We start from the raw sequence: 20,876 nt of genomic DNA, 5'->3' as shown, positions 1-20,876 counted from the left end.
ATAGATAAAATCATCTACATAAATTCCCAATTGATCATGTCCTTCCACTAAATAAGAAACCAATTTCATACTATGAATTTTTAGCAAGCTTTGTAAGTGTCAAAAATAACAGGAATAATTATCTTCCTGTTGAATCATATGGAGAAATGCTATGGTAGTGATTTTTCGTAGAATAGCCATTTATTTTTTTCTGTGTATAGGAGCAGCTGTTTCAGTAATGGCGCAGAAAACTTTGCAGGATATTGACCTGGAACAGACAATTCGGGCTTCTGCCAGTCCGAAGCTGCGTTTTATCCTCGATCATCCTGAGGTATTTCAATACCAGTTGATTTATACAGAAATTACCCGCGATGCGGATGATCGCCCCGCTTTTAAACATCGATACCTGCAGGTGAACGATTCGGTATATTTTAATCCTGCTTCCATGGTAAAATTTCCCTCTGCGCTGATGGCATTGGAAAAAATGGAACAGCTTTCCGCTTCTGGCGTAAATCCTCACACCCTTTTAAAAACCGATGGGCATGCACCGGCATCTCTTCTTGAACTGGTTCGAAAAGCCATGATTGTGAGCGATAATGAAGCCTATAACAGGTTGTTTGAATTTCTTGGGCAGGAGTACATTAACCGTCGTTTACAGGAAATGGGCTATAACGGAAGCCGTATTACGCGGCGGTTCCTGGCGCTTACACCAGAACAGCACCGGGTTACACCCCCGGTACAATTGCTGACCATTGATGGCCGGGTATTGATAGATCAGCCGGCACAAAAAAGTGTATTCCCCTTTGATTTCAGTAAAAAAATAAGCGTCGGAAATGCACATTATAACTGGTCTGATTCCCTGATCCGGCAGCCGATGGATTTTACTACGCATAACTGGATGCCATTACGCGATTTACAACAGCTTATGCAATCCTTTTTGTTTCCTTCCAGCGTACCCGAACGGCAGCGTTTTCGCCTTTCAGAAAATTCGCGGCAACTGATGTTGGATGCAATTTCTTCTTTACCCGCAGCATCCAGGTTTCCGGTATTTGATACAACGGAATATTTTGACAGTTACTCCAAATTTTTTCTTTACCGGGATGGGAAACGTCCTGTGCCTTCGGGAGTACGGATTTATAATAAAACCGGCTGGTCGTACGGCTACCTGATTGATGTAGCGTATATCCAGGATTTTCCCCGTAAAAAGGAGTTGATGCTAAGTGGTGTTATCTATGTGAACCAGGATGGTATTCTCAACGACAATAACTATGAATACGATTCGATCGGTTATCCCTTTTTCCGGGAAATAGGTGAAATCCTGCTCGATGCCACCCCCAGCGGCAGGGTTTTGCCGATCGAGAGCCACCCCACCGATGGGGCAATTATCCGGGGAGACAGAAGCAGGAAAAACATAGCGCTGGTTTTTACGGGCCATTCATTTGGAGAGGGAGGCAAGGAAATTGCTACCGTACTCAAAAAACGGGGGGTGAAAGCTTCTTTTTTTCTTACCGGTGATTTTTATCGGAACCGGCGCTTTCGGTCCATTATCCGGGAATTGAAGGCAGCTGGTAATTACCTGGGCACACATGGCGATAAACACCTGCTTTATAATGACTGGCAAAAAAAGGATAGTTTATTGGTGACGAAGGAGGCCTTTATCAAAGACCTGCGTGATAATGAGGCGGCCATGAAAAAAGCAGGAATTGATCCGTCTGAAGCCCTGTATTTTTTGCCCTCTTATGAATGGTATAACGACAGTATTGTATGGTGGACCAACCAATTGGGCAGGCATTTGGTAAACTATACGCCCGGTACGCTTAGCCATGCCGATTATACGCGGTTAAAGGATAAAAATTACCGTAGCTCAGCCCGTATCCTGGAATCCATTCACCAAAAAGAAGCGCAGGATAAACTGAATGGCTTTTTATTGTTGCTGCATATTGGCACTGGCCCTGGTCGTCCGGATCCCTTCTGGAAGGAGTTGGATCAACTTATAAGCTGGCTGCAGGAACAGGGCTACCAGCTAAAAACGGTTCCGGAATTATTGTTCACCGGTCGGGGGGCACCCGACCGGTGAATAACTTATTGATTTAAACCGCCGCAGGCACTAATTACCTGCCCGGTTACATAAGAGCTAAGCGGACTGGCCAGAAACAGGGTAACATTCGCAATTTCTTCCGCCGTTCCAAACCGCCCCAGTGGAATTTTTTTCAGGTATTCATCTGCCCCACTGCTTTCTTTCAAATAATGGGTCATATCTGTTTCAATAAAACCGGGTGCAATCGCATTGCAGCGAATGTTCCGGCTGCCAAGCTCCTGAGCAATGGACTTAGTAAATGCAATGATACCCGCTTTTGAAGCAGCATAACTGCTTTGGCCTGGATTCCCTTTTATACCAATAATGGAGCTCATATTGATAATGGTGCCCGATTTTGCCTTCATCATAGGACGGATCACCTGTTTGGTCATGTTATAAACAGAGGTTAAATTGGTATTGATGACGTCGTTCCATTGCTCGGGCGTCATTCTCAGCAGCAGGTTATCTTTAGAAATTCCTGCATTGTTAACACAGATGTCTACTCCGCCAAAATGGGCTATAACATCATTTACCAATGTTTCACATTGTTCAAAAACAGCGGCATTGCTCCGGTAAGCCTTTGCTTTAACCCCTAAATCCATGAGTTTCTTCTCCAAAGCTGCTGCTTTTTCAGCACTGCTTTCGCTCACATACGTAAAGGCTATATGGGCGCCCTGTTCTGCAAGTTTGAGGGCAATTCCTTCCCCTATTCCCCTGGCCGCTCCGGTTACAATGGCTATTTTATTCTCTAGAAGTTTCATTCGTCTAAAAATTAGCTGTGAATTTAGGCAGTTTTAGGAATTTGTCTATTTTTAAATCGATTAACCCCTTAAACTAGTCGTTGCCCTATGATCTGGTACTCTCGAAAATTCTATGGATTAAATGTCCATGACAATTGGTTTTCCGTTCGCCCAGGTTTATTAAACAAGCTCTCCATCCATTCGTTCAACCATATTCGGGAAAACTATAATTCACCGCTTTTAATCAAAGAACCCAATTACACCGTTGAACTGGATCTGACCAAACCCAGGGAAAAGATCCTGGAAGATTTTTCAAGAACGGTGAAAGCGCAGGTTCGAAAATCAGAAGAGGAGGGGGTTATCTGCTACTTTGATACTAATATCTCCAAATTTGTTCAATTCTTCAACGAGTTTGCTGCCAGCAAAGGATTGGCTCCTGAAACGGATGAACGCGTTGCAAGTTTTGGCAGCTCGTTGCGGATAAGCTATGCAGAACTGGATGGACAAATTCTTGCCGCACATACTTACGTGTTTGACCCCGTACAAAAAATTGTACGTCAGATGCATTCTGCTTCCAAACGCTTTGACGAAAAATTCGATCGGAATAAAATAGGCAGAGCTAATAAATACCTGCATTACCGCGATATGCTGGCTTTCAAAGAAGAAGGCATTGAAGCGTATGATTTCGGGGGCTATACACCGGTGAACAGCAAAGAAGTGATTGATAGCTTACTGCAATTCAAGCTCGATTTTGGGGGTGTAAAAAAAGTGTCGGCAAACTATTTCACCTTGCCTTATTATCTGTTGAGGAGCCTGTATATAATGTTGGGAACTACAAAAAACTAAGAATCGATTCCAGTATTTCGCGGTCATTGCTTAAGCGGGGTACTTTATGCTGGCCGCCCAGCTTGCCTTTTGATCGCAGCCAGTTATTAAACAGTCCTTTTTTTACTGCATGTACCAAGGGCATTCTTAAGGCAATATCTTTCTGGCGTTTGGCTTCATAATCGCTGTTGATATTTTTAAGTGCCGTATCCAGCTCATACGCAAACAATGCCAGATCTGCAGGTTCTTTTTCAAATTCCAGTATCCATTCATGGGCTCCATTTCCATGTTGGCTGAAATAAACAGGTGCGGCTGTATAATCGTTTACAGTAGCCCCGGTTTTTTCGCAGGCGATGGAAATTGCTTTGTCTGAATTATCGACAATCACTTCTTCTCCAAAAGCATTTATATAATGTTTAAGCCGTCCGCTTACCTTAATGCGGTAGGGGGCCAGCGAACTGAATTGAATGGTATCGCCAATAATATACCGCCATAGTCCGCCGGTTGTACTGATAACGGGGGCATACTGTTTTCCGAGTTGCACTTTGTTTAAGCCAACGGTGGCAGGAAATTTTTTCCCGTATTCTTCAATTGGCATGAATTCATAAAAAATGCCATGCCTGGTGAAGAGCAGCATACCATCTGAATGGGGACTGTCCTGGGCAGCAAAAAATCCTTCACTGGCATTGTACATTTCCAGGTAGTGAATGTCTTTTCCGATCAGTTGTCTGAACTGTTCGCGGTAAGGCACAAAGGAAACACCGCCATGCATATACAGTTCCAGGTTGGGCCATACTTCGGCTATACAGGACTTGCCGGTCATTTCCAGAATACGTTTCATCAGCACAAGGGTCCAGGTCGGAACCCCGGAAATGGAGGTTACATTTTCCGGTATAGTGGTTAGCGCCAGTTGTTCTATTTTATGTTCCCATTCGTCGAGCAGGGCAATGGATAATTCCGGAGTACGGATCCAATGCCCCCAGAAGGGGGTATTTTGTAAAAGCACGGCACTCAGATCGCCGAAACTAATATCTTCAGTGGCCTGGCTTAGCTGATGAGAGCCCCCAATAACCAATCCCTTCCCCCCCAAAAGTTCTGATTCAGGGTTACATCCGTAGTACAGGGTCAAAACATCCTTGGCGCCCTGAAAATGATTTTCTTCCAGGCTTTCGTCACTTACGGGTATAAACTTGCTACGCTCGCTGGTGGTTCCGCTGCTTTTTGCGAACCAGCGGATGGGGGTATTCCAAAGCAGGTTTTCTTCCCCGGTCATCATGCGTTCGATATAGGGTTTCAGGTCGTCGTATTCGTGAACGGGTACGGTACGCTTAAAATCGCGCACGGTAAACAGGCGGTTAAACCCGTACTGACGGCCAATTTCTGTATACTGGGCAGAGGTAACCAGTTCCTGCAATACCTCGCGCTGAGCAGCTACCGGATTGGTTACCCATTGCTCAATTTGCCACAGCCTTAGCCGGGCCAGTCTCGATATGGCTGGCGAGATTAATTTCATTCAGCAGGGGCAAAATACGAAAATTACTCTTCAAAGCGGGGCAAATCACTGATCCCTTTCATTACTTCTTCGTGCAGGTAATCCTTTCGCTTCAATTCAAAATTCCGGCCCAGGTACAGGCGACGAACCTGTTCATCTGCCGAAAGCTCTTCCGCGGTACCGTGTTTGAAAATTTTTCCATCAATCAACAGGTAGGCTCGGTCACAGATGGAAAGGGTTTCATTTACATTGTGGTCGGTAATCAGGATGCCAATATTCTTGTATTTGAGCCGGGCTACAACCGTTTGAATATCTTCAACGGCAATAGGGTCTACCCCGGCAAATGGCTCATCCAGCAATATAAATTTTGGATTTACAGCCAGTGCCCGGGCTATTTCTGTTCTCCTTCGCTCTCCACCGCTTAGGCTGTCACCATTGTTTTTCCGCACATGATGCAAGCGGAATTCATCCAGCAGTTCTTCCAGTTTGGTACGCTGTTCCTGCTTAGTTAGCCGGGTCATTTCCAGTACAGACCGGATATTGTCTTCCACGGAAAGCGACCTGAAAACAGAGGCTTCCTGCGGCAGATAACCGATTCCTAACTGGGCTCTTTTATACATCGGCAGTTCGGTAATATCCTGTTCATTCAGGAAAACCCGTCCTTCATCTGGCTTAATTAAGCCTACAACCATATAAAATGTAGTGGTTTTTCCGGCGCCGTTGGGTCCGAGTAAACCAACTATTTCGCCCTGTTTAACAGTAACCGATACATGGTTCACAACGGTTCTGCTTCCATAGCGTTTTACCAGTTCGTTGGTGGAAATGACTAAACTCAAGAGATCTTGCTTTTGACAAAAATACCTTGTTATATCCTAACAGCGTCCTAAGTTTGCAGATAGTTTATCAATCAGCAAACAAACATGAAGGTCATTGATCATATTAATCAGGCGAAAGACACATTAATATCTTTTGAAATACTTCCGCCGCTGAAGGGGAAGGGAATCAGTGCTATTTATAACCACCTGGATCCTCTGATGGAGTTTAAACCTGCGTTTATCAATGTTACCTATCACCGTAGTGAAACCATGTTTAAAAAACAGGCCGATGGTACATTTAATAAAATTGAAGTAAGAAAGCGCCCCGGTACGGTAGGCATATGTGCCGCTATTATGCAGCATTACAATGTTGACCCTGTTCCGCACCTGATTTGTGGCGGATTTACCAAGGAAGAAACAGAGAACGCCCTTATTGACCTGGCTTTCCTGGGAATCGATAATGTGTTGGTATTAAGGGGAGATGCTGCCAAAAATGAAACTTTTTTTGAGCCTGAACCGGGTGGTAACCGATATGCGATCGACCTATTAAAGCAGGTGATGGATTTAAACCATGGCATTTACCTGGAGGAAGAAGTGAAAGATCCGGGTAAAGCAACCTTTTGTATTGGTGTGGCAGGATATCCTGAAAAACATTTTGAAGCGCCAAATAAAGCCACCGATATCGCTTATCTGAAAGCCAAAGTAGATGCGGGTGCTGAGTATGTGGTTACCCAAATGTTCTTCGATAACCAGAAATATTTTGAATTTGTGCAGAACTGCCGGATGGCTGGCATCCAGGTTCCGATAATACCGGGGTTGAAACCTATTACCAATAAAAAACAGATGACCATCCTGCCCCGGATTTTTAATGTAGATCTGCCGGATCAGCTGGCTACTGAAATAATGAAGTGTAAAACCGATGTGGAGGTAGAGCAGGTAGGTACGGCCTGGTTACTTCAACAGAGCCGGGAACTTAAAAAAGCCGGTGTTCCCGTGCTGCATTATTATACCCTGGGTAAACCCAAGGTAATCTGGAACGTGGTGAAAGAGCTCGTTTAGCAGAATAGTATATAAGAAAAGGGCCGAAGCATTTATGAATGCTTCGGCCCTTTTCCTTTTTAGCTTAAAGGCTTACACCCACAGAAAGACTCCAAACCCTGTTTTTGAATTTGTCATCTGCCTGGTTATCGCCTCCGGAATTCAATTTGGTCAAACCATGGCCATAATTGATAGACAATAAAAGATTTTTAAATGCAAAACCAGCGGTTCCGTTTACCCCGAAATCAAAACGCTTCATATAACCAATTCCTGCGCCTTCTTCTGTTCCGGTGGTGGTAGGATCATCATTGCTGAATTCAATTTTTTCTTCAGATTTAAATCCAACACCAAATATTTTTCCTTCTACCTTGTTTTTTCCGCCAATTCCCATAGCTGCATAGGGGCCGGCACCTACAAAAAACTTAGATTCTTTGTCTGCTAATGGCAGGTTTACAACAAGGTTCAGGGGAATTTCAATGTATTGCGGATTGGTAGTGGACTTGAAATAACTGGCATCCGTGCTTTTCCCGTTTTCCACTTTTGTTCCTTTCCCGGTATATAAAACTCCTGGTTGGAGAGATAATAAACCGGCTCCGATAGGAAGGTCTGCCATCAATCCTGCATGGAAACTGGATAAAGCTCTGGCATCATCAACGGCACCATTTCCGGAAACCGATACATTGGCCAGGTTATACCCACCTTTTAAATAGAATTTATTGTCCTGTGCTTTTACTGCGGTAGTAATGGCTCCAATTGCCATCATCAACATCATTTTCTTCATGAATTGTTGTTTTTGAGGGTTTAAGTTAACGTTCAGGGCTAAACGCAGAAACCATGCCATTACCTGTTAAAGCTGTTTAAAACTGCCTTATTGACTTTTACGGGAAAGGTTTTTTTCAAGTCCAGGATCCAGTTTTCTTCCAATTGGGTTTGATAATCATTCAGGATATAACCTCTTGCTTCCTGGAAGGAGCGGGGAAGTCCTGCGGCGAGTTTCTCCCAGCAATAGATAAAACCAACCTGGTCTGATTCCGGTATGGGTAAGGGGCGGGAAAGAGACCCTGCTACAATTTTGGCAGCTTCTGCCGGAAAAGGCAATTGCTCGTATTCATAACGGCCCGAATCTACCACCACGGTGTTACGGAAACCTGTTGCAATTGCAGACCAGTTAGCCGGTTGTTTTTCCAGTTGCTGGTATAAGGCCGCTGCCGTGGCCTCATCGGAACAGGTAAATAGTACCCCCCGGAAGCTTTCTTTCCAGGTATATCGCTGTTTATGCTGCCGGTAATAATTTTCTAACCCGGCTTCATCACTTGCGGCCTTATCCCAAACCTGTTGCTGCATTGCTTCAAAAATTAGGGTGCCTTCCCTGTACTCTTTCAATTGCGCGGCAAATAAGGGATTGTATGCTTCCAGGTTTTGCAGGTAGTGCTGCATTACCTGTTGTCGGATATAATTCATACGCTCCTGTTCTTCAGAGGGAGCTTGTTCCTTTTCTCTCCTTAAACCGGCCTGTTCCTGCCGGTATAACTGAAACCCGCCTTCGGTAATTTCGCGTTTTCCAATAGTAGCTATCAGCGAGGCAGCATTTCGGTTGTCCGTAACCGGTATCAATTTCAAGCCCGTTAGCCTGGCTGCTTTGCGATAGGCCATATCAGTAGTGAGCTGGCTCCTGTCAGATGCCAGCACTTTATTCCGCATTTCCTCCTGGTATTCTTCACCTGGGGCATCGGTAACACCCTGTTTGGAGAGGAGTTGGATGATATGATAGCCCTGGCTGCTTTTATAAGGCGGGCTCACATCGCCTGGTTTTTCCAGTTTTGAAATCAGGTCTTCAAAACCCGCATCATAGGTGCCCACTGTAAAGGGGGGGAGTTCTCCACCATTCAGATAGCTGCCATCATCCTCACTAAACGCTTGCGCCAGCTTTGAAAACGCCGCTCCTGCCCGGATTGCCTGATAAATTGAATCGGCTCTTTTACGAACAGCCGCTTCTTCTTTTTTTCCCAGTTCCAGAAAAATATGTGCTATGCTGGTTTTACCCTGCGCCGGCCGGCTGTCTAATATTTTAAAGAGATGGAAAGCCTGCCCGGCAGACAGCAAGGGGCTGATGCCGTTTACCGGGGTTTCATAGGCCAGGTTCTCCAACGCATAAGGAAGCCCAAAAACGGTTATCCAGCCAATGGTTCCCTTATTCTGAACAACAGCCGGGTCTTCGCTAAATTGAAGGGCTACCTGTTCAAAGGAAGCACCCGATTCCAGTGCCGTTTTTGCAGCGGATATCTTTTTTAAAGCCTGGGCGGAATCCGTTCCTTTAGCCACATAGATATGGGCAATTTTACGATCGGTGGTTGCCCGGCTAATAGCCTGTTTTACCAAAACCTGCAGTGTGCTGTCATCGGACAGGTAATGGCCTGCAATCTGGTTACGAAAACTTTCCCCATCCATTTTCACCGAGGGCAGCGTATCTAGTTGTTGGTCAAGCGCCCATTGTATTTTTAACCGGTACCGTACATAAAGCTCCAGGTATTCCTCCAACTCGGACCGGGTAGCTTTTCCCTCCGGGTTATTTTTGGTATAAGCCTTCAGAAATTCTTCTTTCGATACTTTGTGTTTACCATAGCTAAAAAGCGTCTGGGCAGTCGTAAACACGGGTAGCCAAAGGAGTAGGCCTGTTACCAGAGGCAGCCATTTTTTCAATCTCATTTGGACACTTGCTTTTGTTGTTTCATGGAGATGACCTCATCCATTTGCTGGTAGGTGAGTTTTTTGGCAATGATTCTTTTCTGCTCATCAAGCAGGTACAATACCGGGGTCTGGTAAACATCGTAAAGCTGCCGAAAATTGGGCTTGCCGGCATCGCGCTCTTCTTTTTTCTGCTCTTCGGTCTGGTATACGTGGATCCAGTCGGTCAGTTTATGTTCTTTAATGAATTTAGTCCAGTTCTCTTTGCCCCCTTCTGTCATTACGCCATAGATCCGGATTCCCTGGTTTTTCCATTTTGCCTGGTACATAGAATCAAGTTTGGGTACCAGTTCTTTGCAATGGCCACAGGTAGGATCCCAGAAGCAGATAACCGTATAATTGGCTTTCACTTCATAAAGAGGCCGCATTTTGCCGTTGGAATCAACCAGGGGAAGATCCCAGGCGGGGTTGCCGATAAGGTTAGCCATCAAAGAATAGGCCCTATCGGTCATATGTTTCCGGTATTTCTCGGTAAACCAGTCTACTTCCGGTTTTTCATTGATATATTTTTCAAACAGGTGCACAAAAACTGCATCCTGGCCCATGTACTCGGGCTGAATATATTTTTGTACAAAATGTGTAAGCAGAAAACGGTACATATCCTTGCTGCTTCTTGCATACAGCAGCATATGGTCAATTTCCTTTTTAATGGAATCGGCTTCTGGCGATACCAGGCTTTTGAAGTAACGGTCCAGTCGTCCTTCAAAAAAAGGTGTTCGAACCAGCCGTTCATCGCTGAAACTGATATTATCCCAGTAATGATCCTTGAAATAACTATAGGCCCAGGCCGTATCATATCTTCCTTTAGGATGTTGGCTGGCGGGTGGAATAACCGGCTCCTGTAAGGCGGCAAACAAGGCGCTTAAAAAATTATCCGGTGCTTTTTTAATATAATCTGCCCGGTATTGCTGGATGGCAGCATTAAGTTGCCCGATCTGTTCCTGTAAAGCAATCGAATCTTTTTTATTGGGCGCAGCCGACAGTTGTTTCTGCAAGGCAAAAATCTCCTTTCCCCTGGTTTGAATAAAAGCGGTATAATTCAGAAAGGCGGTATTATCCTGGCTGCCTGTAAATTTAACATCGTGTAAACGGGCGGTATCTGCTTGTACAGCAAAGCGCTGCTCTTTATCCACCAGCAGTTCGAAAAGAAATTCTTTTTTGGGAGAAACCATTATGTAAATACCTCCTGGCAGGGCTTTACTACCCTTAAATATGGCTGTACCATTTGCCTGTACCAGCGCAGAATCGGCCAGCGCCTTGGTTTTTCCGTAATGATAGGCCAGGTAAAGATACTGGTTTTGATAGGCGTTCAGGGTTACCCTGATTTCATATCCCGAACCGGCGGATTGTGCCTGGGAACTAAAGGAACCACCCATAAAAAGGCAGTTCATCCCTATAAAAATGCGTAGGATCCAGTTTTTCATTGGTTTCATTGACTGCTAATTTCACGAATTGCCCACAATAATATTGTGTTTACTTTTGCCGCATGCGTAAAAAGAAGGTTCGCCTTGAAAAATTAACAGTTGAAGACTATGCAGCCGGGGGAAAATCTCTGGGCAGAGTAGAGGGGAAAGTGGTTTTTATTGAAGGAGCCGTACCGGGCGATGTGGTAGATGTGCAGCTGGGAAAAAATAAAAAAGACTGGGCCGAAGGAAGGGTAGAGCGGTTCCACAGTTACTCTAAAGACCGGGTAGACCCGTTTTGCGAGCATTTCGGAACCTGTGGCGGTTGCAAATGGCAGATGCTGCCCTATGAGAAACAATTAGAATATAAGCAACAGGAGGTTGAACAGCAGCTTCGGCGTATCGGAAAAGTAGAAATTCCCGCAGTTTTACCCATAATTGGTTGTAAAGACACCCGGTATTACCGGAATAAGCTGGAATTTACGGCCAGTAACCGGCGATACCTGAGTGCAGCCGAAATTAAGTCCGGTGCAGAAATTCTTCCGGAAAATGCGCTTGGCTTCCATGTACCCCGACTCTTTGATAAGGTGATCGATATCCAGAATTGTCACCTCATGGCAGAGCCCACCAATCTTATAAAAAATACCATCCGGGCCTATGCGGCAGCTAACCAACTGGAGTATTACGATATCCGTGAACACCGGGGTTTTTTACGAACCCTCCTGATCAGGGTACTTACTACCGGCGAAGTGATGGTAAACCTGGTTTTTGGCAGGGAAGATAAGAAGGCAAGGATTGCTTTATTAGATCACCTGCTGGCCCGGGTACCAGGCATTACCACCCTGCTGTATACCATCAACGCCAAATTCAACGATAGCCTGCACGACCAGGAACCGATTGTTTATTTTGGGAAAGGTTATGCGGTAGAGCAGTTGGAAGATTTTCAGTTCAAGATAAGCCCGAAGTCATTTTTTCAGACAAATACCCGGCAGGGAGAGCGCTTGTACCAGATTACCCGTGATTTTGCCGAACTAACCGGGAAAGAAACTGTTTATGACCTGTATTGTGGCACAGGAAGTATCGGCATCTTTGTCAGCAGAAAGGCCGCTAAAGTCATTGGCGTGGAAGTTATTGAAGACGCCATTGCAGATGCTAAAGAAAATGCTGCGTTAAATAACATCAAACATGCTGCGTTTTTTGCCGGAGATGTTATTGATATTTGCGATAATTCATTTTTTTCCACGCATGGCCGGCCGGATGTAATTATCACAGATCCTCCGCGCGCCGGAATGCATGAAAAACTGGTTCAAAAAATTCTGGAGATAGGCGCACCTACAGTGGTTTATGTAAGCTGTAACCCCTCCACTCAGGCACGTGACCTGGGCCTGCTGGATGCAGGATATATGGTAACTAAAGTACAACCGGTGGATATGTTTCCGCATACCCATCATATTGAAAATGTTGTACAACTAAAAAAGAGAAATTACGTATGAGGCAACTCACCCCGATTGTAAAGAATTTAATTATTGCGAACGCACTGGTCTATTTTGCCCAATATATATTTCAGCGCCAGGGATTGTTTATTGAAGCCTGGGGGGCTCTTTTTCCCCTGCATTCTCCTTTGTTTAAAATATGGCAGTTGGTAACCTATATGTTTTTGCATGGGGGTATAATGCATATTTTTTTCAATATGTTCACCTTGTTCATATTCGGACCTATTTTGGAGAATCTCTGGGGGGCCAAACGCTTCTTTAACTTTTACATTATCTGCGGTATAGCTGCCGGGGTAGCACAGTTGTTTATTGATCCAAATTTCCCAATGGCAGTGGGGGCGTCGGGTGCAATTATGGGAGTGATGGCAGCTTTTGCCTATCTTTTTCCCAATACGGAGCTTATGTTAATGTTTATTCCGGTACCCATTAAGGCAAAATACCTGATCCCAGGCTTTATGGCATTGGATCTTTTTGGCGCTTTTGCACGGCTAGATGGCGACAATATTGCGCACTGGGCGCACCTGGGTGGCGCCCTGGCCGGATTTATTCTGGTACTGTTCTGGAACAAAACCAATCGTAATACGTTTTATTAAGTAGTTTAAACCTATGAATTTGCAGGAACAAAGAAGCAGCAGGAAGATTCTGCTGGGTGCAGACGGAAATGCCCTCGTAAACCTGGTAGTGGTGAACGCCGTCCTGTTTGTGTTACTCAAGTTTATTTACGTAATCTACCAGCTGAGTCATATGAATATGGCCTCCTACGGGCCAACCGTAACAGACTGGTTTACCCTGCCTGCAAGCCTGGAAAAACTTGCTACCAGGCCCTGGACCCTGGTTACCTATATGTTTACCCATTTAGAGGTGATGCATATACTGGCTAATATGCTGTGGCTTTGGATGTTCGGCTATATTCTTCAGGACCTGACCGGCAATCGGAAACTTGTTCCCATTTACCTGCTGGGTGGCTTTGCCGGGGCATTGGTTTTCCTGGCTGGTTATTTCTTGGCTCCGCAAAACAATGCAATGGCTGCCCCTGTGCCCCTGGTCGGGGCCAATGCCTCCATACTGGCGGTTGCCATCGCAACCACAGCCGTTGCACCCGATTACAGGATTTTCCCCATGATCAATGGTGGCATTCCGCTCTGGATAATTACGGCCATTTATATCATTGTCAATTTTGCCGGCATGCCGGTTTCACTTCCTCAATATTACCTGGCGCAGATTTCGGGAGGGGCCACCGGCTTCCTCTTTATTTATCAGATGCGCAGGGGCCGCGATTGGAGTAGCGGAATTAACCGTTTCTTTGATTGGGTCGAAAACCTGTTCAATCCGGATAAACCAGCGTTGAAAAAGAAAAAGAAAGATAATTTTTTCTATAAAGTAAGCGGACAGGCACCTTTCAAGAAATACCCGCATATTACACAAAGCCGTATTGATCAGATTCTTGATAAAATAAATCAGGAAGGGTATCATATGCTCACCGATGAAGAAAAAGATATTCTGAAAAGGGCAGCTAACGAAGAGGAATTGTAATTTCGGAAATGCCTTTCACCCTGCGCAGTTTTTCAAAAAAAATTGGCATTCTGCTAACCATCGGAGTATGCCTGCTCTATGGTATGGCATGCCTGGCCTGGTATTTTCCACCGGGAAAATACTGGTATATTGCCATCCTGGGTGTCGGTTATGCATTTCTGTTAGTTGCCATGCTTGGGCTACTCCTGTTCTGGATCCTGGCCCGTAGTAAATGGATTTTTCTGCCTTTATTGACACTGTTGCTGAGCTGGCAGTCCATAGGGGCTTTTTTTGCCTTTCAGCCCATGGCAAGAACCACCATCACCAAACCTGAAAACAGTTTTCGGGTTATGCAATGGAATGTAGAACGCTTTGCGCAAATGAGGCCTTCCTCCCGGGCTAACCGGAATAAAAGAAAGCAAATCCTGTCTTATATCCGTATCCAGGACCCGGATATACTCTGTATGCAGGAGTTTTTTGAGTCGAATGACCCGGAACGTTTCGCCGAGAATATTCCTTTTTTTCGCGATAGCCTGGGTTTTCGGTATTTCTATTACGCCATGGACCACCGGCGGCCTGATACGGCCTATGAACACGGAATCGCCATTTTTTCGAAATACCCCATTAAAAAAACCTTCCGGGGCCGCTATGATGGGCCAAAAGAAATGAAAGCTAATGAAAGTTATATATATATTGATCTGGAAATCAACGGAAAAATGATTAGGGTATTTACTACCCACCTCCAATCGCTCTTGTTTACCGGAACAGAATTCAAGAACCTGGAAGATATCAAAAAAGGAGATGAAAAAACCCTGACCAAATCGGTTAGTATTTTCCGGAAATTCAGGCAGGCCTACGCATTCCGGAAAGACCAGGCGCATAAGGTAAGAGATGAACTAAACAAAAGTCCCTACCCCGTAATAATATGCGGCGATTTCAATGATATACCCAATTCCTACGTGTACCGAACGGTAAAAGGCAATCTCCAGGATGTTTTTACCCGGAAAGGCTTCGGTGTGGGCAGAACTTTTTCTTCCATTTCACCTACCCTTCGGATCGATTATACGCTGGTTGATCCGATGTTTGAGGTGGTACAATGCCGAAATCCGCATCCGCAGTTATCCGACCATTTCCCTGTAATCACCGACCTGCGACTGCCCGACCCTGCGGAGGCATCAAAGTAAAATAATTCCCAATATATAATCTTTCCCTATAAAAGGACGTTATCCCTTTATTTTTGCAAGCAATCCAATAAATCATGGCTGAACTTAAAGTTTTTAACTCTTACACAAGACAGAAAGAAGTATTTAAATCGCTTGTGCCCGGTTATGCCGGTATGTATGTTTGCGGCCCTACTGTAAGCGGCGAAAGCCATCTTGGCCATGCCCGTCCTTATATTACCTTCGATGTACTGAACCGCTACCTGGTTCACCTCGGGTATAAGGTTCGGTATGTTCGAAATATTACGGATGCCGGTCATTTCGAGGAGGAAGGGAGGGAAGCGGAGGACAAAATTTCTACCAAGGCCCAGATCGAAAAATTGGAGCCCATGGAACTGGTAACCAAATACACCAATCTCTTCCATTGGGCAATGAAACAGTTCAATACCCTGGACCCCTCCATTGAACCGACAGCAACCGGCCATATTGTTGAGCAGATTGAAATGATCAAAAAGATTATTGAGGAAGGATATGCCTACGAAAAAAATGGCTCGGTTTATTTTGATGTAAAAAAATATGCTGAGCACTACCCCTACGGCAAATTAAGCGGACGGGTAATGGAAGATCTGCTGGAAACCACCCGGGAGCTGGAGGGGCAGGACGAAAAAAAGAACAAGCAGGATTTTGCCCTCTGGAAAGCCGCCCCGCCTGAACATATTATGCGGTGGGCTAGTCCCTGGGGAGAAGGTTTTCCGGGGTGGCATATCGAATGCTCTGCCATGGCTACCAAATACCTGGGTAAGGAATTCGATATACATGGCGGTGGAATGGACCTGCAGTTTCCGCATCATGAAAGTGAAATAGCCCAAAGCACTATCTGCAATAAACATGTACCTGCCCGTTATTGGATGCATAATAATATGATTACCATTAACGGTCGGAAAATGGGTAAGAGCTATAATAATGTAATCAAACTAACCGAGTTGTTCAGTGGTTCGCATCCATTATTGGAACAGGCCTACCACCCTATGACCGTGCGCTTCTTCATTCTGCAAACACATTACCGTAGTACCCTTGATTTTGGGAATGAAGCCTTACAGGCTGCCCAAAAAGGGATGCGCCGGTTATGGGAGGCTTACCAGGTATTAACTGCCTTTAAAATAGGAGGTGAAGCCGCCGCCGATACAGAGCTGGATGCCCGCTGTATTAAGCTGGTAGAGGAATTCGACGAGTTCATGAACGACGATATTAATACGGCTAAAGTACTGGCTAATATGTTTGAACTGGTGCCGGTCATCAATGGTATAAAAGACAACCATATTGCAGCAAACGCAGTTTCAAAAGCAACGATTGAAAAAATGCAGCAGGCATTTAAAGTGTACCTGGAAGATATTTTTGGTCTACAGGACGAACAGGCTGCAGGAGCTGATAACGGAAAGCTGGATGGCGTACTGCAATTACTGATCGATATCCGGAAGGAAGCCAAATCCAAAAAGGACTTTGCTACTTCCGATAAAATCAGGAATCAGTTGCAGGAATTAGGTATCTTACTGAAAGATGAGAAGGACGGAGGCGTAAGTATCAGTTTTGCCTAATTAACCGGTCATGCATAAATTTTTTCTCTGGACGTTCATCAGTATGCTGATGAGTACAACTATACAGGCACAAAAAAATAAACAGCACCACAAGCAGTTGCGGCATGTGGTGCTGTTTTCGTTTAAAGCTGCCAGCACAGCTGCGGATATAAAAAAAGTGGAAGATGCGTTTCGCGTCCTGCCCGCGCAAATCAAAGAAATACAGGATTTTGAATGGGGCATAAACAATAGTCCTGAAAATCTGAACCAGGAGTTTACCCATTGTTTTCTGGTAAGTTTTGCATCAGAGAAAGCCAGGGATAGTTATCTGCCGCATCCCGCTCACAAAGCTTTTGTAGAGGTATTGAAACCTCACCTGGAAAAAGTACTGGTAATTGATTACTGGTCGGCTAAATAGAGGTTTCAGGATGGTTCAGGATAGTCAAACCATCTAATCCCTGTTATTTAGGGCAACTAAATGCCAACGGTTGCGTATGATTGCCAGAATTTATTGTAGTCTATTGCTGCTATTCAGCAGTTATATTGTGTTTTCCCAGATTTCCCCCGCAGGATTACAAACAGAAGGATTGATCAACCCCCTGGGTATTGATCATCCCCAGCCCCGGTTTAGCTGGCAATTGAATAGCCCGAAACGAGGAGTAGTTCAAACTGCCTATGAAATCGAAGTAAGAAGCTCCTCACCTAAAGGCAAAACCGTATGGCAGTCGGGAAAACAGTTGTCCGATAGTTCTGTATTGGTGGCGTATAAAGGCCTGCCACTGGAGTCGGGCCAGGATTATTTCTGGCGCGTGCGTGTCTGGGATCAGCAACAAAAAGCCGGTAGCTGGAGTAATTGGGCATTTTGGCACACAGGAGCTTTTCAGCAGGATTTCTGGAAAGCTAGCTGGATTGGCGTGCAAACCGAAGAGGAAAGCAGGCCCAGCCCCGTTTTGCGCCGCCCCTTTTCGCTGGGTAAGAAAAAAATCAAATCGGCCTACGCATATATCACCTCACTGGGTATGTACGAAGCACAATTAAATGGCCGTAAAATCGGAGATGCTTTTTTAACGCCTGGCTGGACGAGTTACGATAAACGATTACAATACCAGGTATATGAAGTGAGTACATTGCTCAAAGCCGGTGAAAACGTGGCAGGTGTTAGTTTAGGCAACGGGTGGTATAGGAGTTATATAGGATTTGCCGGGCAGAAAGATTTCTATGGAAAAGAATTGGCATTATTATTCCAGTTAAAAATTACTTATACAGATGGCAGCACTGACCTTATTGTGTCAGATGAAAACTGGAAAAGTTCTACCGCGGAAATACGGTCGTCCGAAATTTATCACGGAGAAACCATTGATGCCAATAAAATGAAACCGGGTTGGGCAAGCCCCGGTTATAATGCACAGGACTGGAAGGCGGTGAAACGGATGCCTGCCTATGCCAAATCACTGGTGGCTACACAGAATGAACCCATCCGCAAAAGAGAAGTATTGAAGCCGGTAAAATTTATTACTACCCCCAAAGGAGAAAAAGTGCTGGATTTTGGACAAAATATGGTGGGTTGGGTAAAAGTTACCCTCCATGGCAATAAGGGCGATACGGTTACCCTGTCACATGCGGAAGTGTTGGATAAGTTTGGAAATTTTTATACCGAAAACCTACGCTCTGCCAAACAACAAGATCAATTTATACTTTCGGGTAAAGGCGATGAAGTTTTTGAACCTCATTTTACCTTTCAGGGGTTTCGGTATATAAAAATTGATGGCTTAAAAACGGACCCGGATCCGGCTGACTATACAGCCTATGTGCTTTATTCCGATATGGAAAAAACCGGCGAATTTGAAACCTCGAATCCGTTAATCAATCAATTGCAAAAGAATATTCAATGGGGGCAAAGAGGTAATTTCCTGGATGTACCCACTGACTGTCCGCAACGCGATGAGCGGCTGGGCTGGACAGGCGATGCGCAGGCATTTTACCGTACTGCAACTTTTAATTTCGGAGTACGTAGCTTTTTTTCAAAATGGCTGAAAGACCTGGCACTGGATCAACAAGCAAACGGAGCCGTTCCTTTTGTAGTACCCAATGTGTTGGGTGATGGAGCCGTGGCATCCACCGGCTGGGCCGACGCAGCTACTATTATTCCCTGGCAGCAATGGATCGTTTATGGAGATAAACGCACCCTTTCAGAACAATACCCAAGTATGCAGGGCTGGATAGGATACATGCTGCGTAATAGCAAAGAGTATTTGTGGAATACCGGGTTTCATTTTGGCGACTGGTTATTTTACCGGCCCGACGATGATACCGATGGCCGTGCAGCAATTACCGATAAATACCTGATTGCCCAATGCTTTTTTGCGTATAGTACACAGCTTGCCATGCAGGCGGCCGAAGTACTCGGTAAAACCGATGATGTTGCCAGGTACAGTGCCTTGTTGGCCGACATTAAAAAAGCATTTTTGAAAGAATATGTAACACCGGGTGGAAGGTTGGTTTCTTCTTCTCAAACCGCTTATGTACTGGCCCTGCAGTTTGATATGCTGCCGGAGTCAATGCGTTTGTCGGCAGCCGATCGCCTGGCAGCCAATGTAAAAAGTTACGATACGCACCTGACCACCGGTTTTATCGGCGCACCGTATCTCTGTAAAGTATTATCAAAATTCGGGCAGGAAGAGTTGGCCTACGCGCTGCTTTTGCAGGAAACCTATCCTTCCTGGCTCTACCCGGTAAAAATGGGGGCTACCACCATTTGGGAGCGTTGGGATGGCCAAAAGCCGGATAGTAGTTTTCAGAACGCGGGCATGAATTCCTTTAATCATTATGCGTATGGTGCAATTGGTGAATGGATGTACCAGCATATTGCCGGAATCCAGGCCGATCCTGCACATCCCGGTTTTAAATCGGTCATCATCCGGCCTTCACCAGGCGGTGGTCTTACTTATGCAAAAGCAAGTTTGCTGACCGCTTACGGCAGGCTGGAATCGGGATGGAAAAAAGAAGGAGATGGGATGGTGCTGGAACTGACAATTCCTGCCAATACCAGTGCCACCGTATATTTTAAAACCAGCAATGCCGAAAACATTCGCGAAAACGGGCAACCGGTGTTGGGAAAAAACGGGTTTGAACCGGGCAAGCCCGATCAGGGCTATATTCCCCTTCGGATCGGATCAGGCAAGTACCGGTTTGAGTGCCGGAATTGATAGAACAAAGCTTCTGAACTTGAAGTATATTTAACTATTAAACTTCAGGTCTACTATGCAACGATTGATTTTAACCCTGCTGATATTTACAGTCGCTAACGGTTTAGCCTATTCGCAACAAAAGGTACTCAAATTATACCAGGGCAAAGCTCCGGGTTCTGAAAACTGGAACTGGGATGAAAAATACCTGGAGAAAACGAGCTGGCAAACACCGATTGTGTACAATGTGACCGAACCAACTTTAACGGTATATCCTGCACCGGCAGATAATTCAACCAATACTGCAGTAATTATTGCACCAGGTGGTGGATTTCATGCACTGTCGATAAACAGTGAAGGTATTGATGTGGCGAAATGGCTCAATAGCAAAGGTGTTACTGCATTTGTATTAAAGTATCGCCTGGTTAAAAGTTTAACGGAACAGCCAACCATCGAAATGGGCCAGGCCATATCGGGGAATGGAGCTGAAAAATACGATTATAAAACCGTGGTGCCGATGACCATGCAGGATGGATTGAAAGCAGTGGAATACGTTCGCCAGCATGCTGATGAATTTAATGTTGCCAAAAACCGGATTGGTTTTATGGGGTTTTCTGCAGGGGGGCATGTAACCATGTCGGTTGCCTATAATTCAACGGCCATCAATCGACCCGATTTTATTGTGCCCGTTTATGCCTATACTGGAAATATGGTTGGAAGCACAGCGGTACCAACGGCTCCCATGCCCGCTTTTATTGTTGCCGCCACCAACGATAACCTGAACCTGGCCCCCCATAGCGTGGAGATTTATACCAAATGGATGGCCGCTAAGCAACCT

General features: G+C 45.2%; 17 protein-coding genes. 11 read left to right on the top strand and 6 right to left on the bottom strand.

What is annotated here, in order from left to right; translation table 11 throughout:
- The first annotated feature begins 151 nt into the window (after nt 1-151).
- The gene (locus tag A1D16_RS06995; RefSeq protein ID WP_290708626.1) at nt 152-2,056 is read left to right on the top strand and encodes a serine hydrolase; all 1,905 of its coding nucleotides are present in this window, start codon (nt 152-154) and stop codon (nt 2,054-2,056) included.
- Between the two features lie 5 nt (nt 2,057-2,061).
- On the opposite strand, the gene fabG is transcribed toward A1D16_RS06995, so the two are convergent.
- On the bottom strand, nt 2,062-2,817 hold the full coding sequence (fabG, locus tag A1D16_RS06990; protein ID WP_290708625.1) for a 3-oxoacyl-[acyl-carrier-protein] reductase: 756 nt from the start codon (nt 2,815-2,817) through the stop codon (nt 2,062-2,064).
- Nucleotides 2,818-2,904: 87 nt separating this feature from the next.
- Here fabG and A1D16_RS06985 point away from each other — a divergent pair, with 87 nt between their 5' ends.
- Nucleotides 2,905-3,642 carry a hypothetical protein gene (locus A1D16_RS06985; RefSeq protein ID WP_290708624.1) on the top strand — a complete coding sequence of 246 codons (738 nt, stop codon included), beginning with the start codon at nt 2,905-2,907 and terminating at the stop codon, nt 3,640-3,642.
- Here the strand turns inward: A1D16_RS06985 and A1D16_RS06980 are convergent.
- Nucleotides 3,629-5,134, bottom strand: coding sequence for a GH3 auxin-responsive promoter family protein (locus A1D16_RS06980; RefSeq protein WP_290708623.1), 1,506 nt, complete (start codon nt 5,132-5,134; stop codon nt 3,629-3,631). The two genes, A1D16_RS06985 and A1D16_RS06980, sit on opposite strands and share 14 nt — an antisense overlap.
- A 23-nt stretch (nt 5,135-5,157) precedes the next feature.
- Nucleotides 5,158-5,949 carry an LPS export ABC transporter ATP-binding protein gene (gene lptB / locus A1D16_RS06975; protein WP_290708622.1) on the bottom strand — a complete coding sequence of 264 codons (792 nt, stop codon included), beginning with the start codon at nt 5,947-5,949 and terminating at the stop codon, nt 5,158-5,160.
- 84 nt (nt 5,950-6,033) lie between these two features.
- Between lptB and metF the strand changes: the two genes are divergently transcribed.
- Nucleotides 6,034-6,987, top strand: a complete 954-nt coding sequence (gene metF / locus A1D16_RS06970) for a methylenetetrahydrofolate reductase [NAD(P)H] (RefSeq protein ID WP_290708621.1) — start codon at nt 6,034-6,036, stop codon at nt 6,985-6,987.
- A gap of 64 nt (nt 6,988-7,051) precedes the next feature.
- Here metF and A1D16_RS06965 read toward each other — a convergent pair whose 3' ends face one another.
- The 3 genes from A1D16_RS06965 to A1D16_RS06955 are packed head-to-tail and all read right to left on the bottom strand — an operon-like array spanning nt 7,052 to nt 11,144.
- Nucleotides 7,052-7,747, bottom strand: coding sequence for a porin family protein (locus A1D16_RS06965; protein ID WP_290708619.1), 696 nt, complete (start codon nt 7,745-7,747; stop codon nt 7,052-7,054).
- 59 nt (nt 7,748-7,806) lie between these two features.
- Nucleotides 7,807-9,672 (bottom strand): peptidylprolyl isomerase, encoded by a 1,866-nt coding sequence (locus A1D16_RS06960; protein WP_290708618.1) that lies wholly within the window; start codon nt 9,670-9,672, stop codon nt 7,807-7,809.
- The gene (locus A1D16_RS06955) at nt 9,669-11,144 is read right to left on the bottom strand and encodes a TlpA family protein disulfide reductase (protein ID WP_290708617.1); all 1,476 of its coding nucleotides are present in this window, start codon (nt 11,142-11,144) and stop codon (nt 9,669-9,671) included. Before A1D16_RS06955 ends, A1D16_RS06960 begins: the two co-directional genes overlap by 4 nt.
- A gap of 53 nt (nt 11,145-11,197) precedes the next feature.
- Here A1D16_RS06955 and rlmD point away from each other — a divergent pair, with 53 nt between their 5' ends.
- The 8 genes from rlmD to A1D16_RS06915 form a co-directional block, all read left to right on the top strand.
- Complete coding sequence (gene rlmD / locus A1D16_RS06950; protein ID WP_290708615.1) at nt 11,198-12,607, top strand: 23S rRNA (uracil(1939)-C(5))-methyltransferase RlmD; 1,410 nt, start codon at nt 11,198-11,200, stop codon at nt 12,605-12,607.
- Nucleotides 12,604-13,200 (top strand): rhomboid family intramembrane serine protease, encoded by a 597-nt coding sequence (locus tag A1D16_RS06945; protein ID WP_290708614.1) that lies wholly within the window; start codon nt 12,604-12,606, stop codon nt 13,198-13,200. The genes rlmD and A1D16_RS06945 overlap by 4 nt, the downstream gene beginning before the upstream one ends.
- A gap of 13 nt (nt 13,201-13,213) precedes the next feature.
- The gene (locus tag A1D16_RS06940; RefSeq protein WP_290708613.1) at nt 13,214-14,140 is read left to right on the top strand and encodes a rhomboid family intramembrane serine protease; all 927 of its coding nucleotides are present in this window, start codon (nt 13,214-13,216) and stop codon (nt 14,138-14,140) included.
- Nucleotides 14,141-14,148: 8 nt separating this feature from the next.
- Nucleotides 14,149-15,303, top strand: a complete 1,155-nt coding sequence (locus A1D16_RS06935; RefSeq protein WP_290708612.1) for an endonuclease/exonuclease/phosphatase family protein — start codon at nt 14,149-14,151, stop codon at nt 15,301-15,303.
- 74 nt (nt 15,304-15,377) lie between these two features.
- Nucleotides 15,378-16,874, top strand: coding sequence for a cysteine--tRNA ligase (gene cysS / locus A1D16_RS06930; RefSeq protein ID WP_290708611.1), 1,497 nt, complete (start codon nt 15,378-15,380; stop codon nt 16,872-16,874).
- A gap of 10 nt (nt 16,875-16,884) precedes the next feature.
- On the top strand, nt 16,885-17,271 hold the full coding sequence (locus A1D16_RS06925; protein WP_290708610.1) for a Dabb family protein: 387 nt from the start codon (nt 16,885-16,887) through the stop codon (nt 17,269-17,271).
- Between the two features lie 76 nt (nt 17,272-17,347).
- Nucleotides 17,348-20,059, top strand: coding sequence for a glycoside hydrolase family 78 protein (locus A1D16_RS06920; protein WP_290708609.1), 2,712 nt, complete (start codon nt 17,348-17,350; stop codon nt 20,057-20,059).
- 55 nt (nt 20,060-20,114) lie between these two features.
- Nucleotides 20,115-20,876 (top strand): alpha/beta hydrolase (locus A1D16_RS06915; protein WP_290708608.1); only part of this gene is annotated, 762 nt, incomplete at its 3' end.

The organism is Flavihumibacter sp. CACIAM 22H1 (genome assembly GCF_001601815.1).
GTDB lineage: Bacteria > Bacteroidota > Bacteroidia > Chitinophagales > Chitinophagaceae > Flavihumibacter.
Note: the sequence above shows the minus strand (reverse complement) of the source record. Positions and strands in the feature narration are given on the sequence as shown.

Coding starts and splice junctions, on each gene's coding strand:
- cysS (WP_290708611.1), top strand. CDS start 15,378: ATGGCTGAACTTAAAGTTTTTAACTCTTACACAAGACAGAAAGAAGTA.
- A1D16_RS06965 (WP_290708619.1), bottom strand. CDS start 7,747: ATGAAGAAAATGATGTTGATGATGGCAATTGGAGCCATTACTACCGCA.
- rlmD (WP_290708615.1), top strand. CDS start 11,198: ATGCGTAAAAAGAAGGTTCGCCTTGAAAAATTAACAGTTGAAGACTAT.
- A1D16_RS06935 (WP_290708612.1), top strand. CDS start 14,149: ATGCCTTTCACCCTGCGCAGTTTTTCAAAAAAAATTGGCATTCTGCTA.
- A1D16_RS06995 (WP_290708626.1), top strand. CDS start 152: ATGGTAGTGATTTTTCGTAGAATAGCCATTTATTTTTTTCTGTGTATA.
- A1D16_RS06945 (WP_290708614.1), top strand. CDS start 12,604: ATGAGGCAACTCACCCCGATTGTAAAGAATTTAATTATTGCGAACGCA.
- A1D16_RS06925 (WP_290708610.1), top strand. CDS start 16,885: ATGCATAAATTTTTTCTCTGGACGTTCATCAGTATGCTGATGAGTACA.
- A1D16_RS06985 (WP_290708624.1), top strand. CDS start 2,905: ATGATCTGGTACTCTCGAAAATTCTATGGATTAAATGTCCATGACAAT.
- A1D16_RS06920 (WP_290708609.1), top strand. CDS start 17,348: ATGATTGCCAGAATTTATTGTAGTCTATTGCTGCTATTCAGCAGTTAT.
- fabG (WP_290708625.1), bottom strand. CDS start 2,817: ATGAAACTTCTAGAGAATAAAATAGCCATTGTAACCGGAGCGGCCAGG.
- A1D16_RS06980 (WP_290708623.1), bottom strand. CDS start 5,134: ATGAAATTAATCTCGCCAGCCATATCGAGACTGGCCCGGCTAAGGCTG.
- A1D16_RS06955 (WP_290708617.1), bottom strand. CDS start 11,144: ATGAAACCAATGAAAAACTGGATCCTACGCATTTTTATAGGGATGAAC.
- A1D16_RS06960 (WP_290708618.1), bottom strand. CDS start 9,672: ATGAGATTGAAAAAATGGCTGCCTCTGGTAACAGGCCTACTCCTTTGG.
- metF (WP_290708621.1), top strand. CDS start 6,034: ATGAAGGTCATTGATCATATTAATCAGGCGAAAGACACATTAATATCT.
- A1D16_RS06940 (WP_290708613.1), top strand. CDS start 13,214: ATGAATTTGCAGGAACAAAGAAGCAGCAGGAAGATTCTGCTGGGTGCA.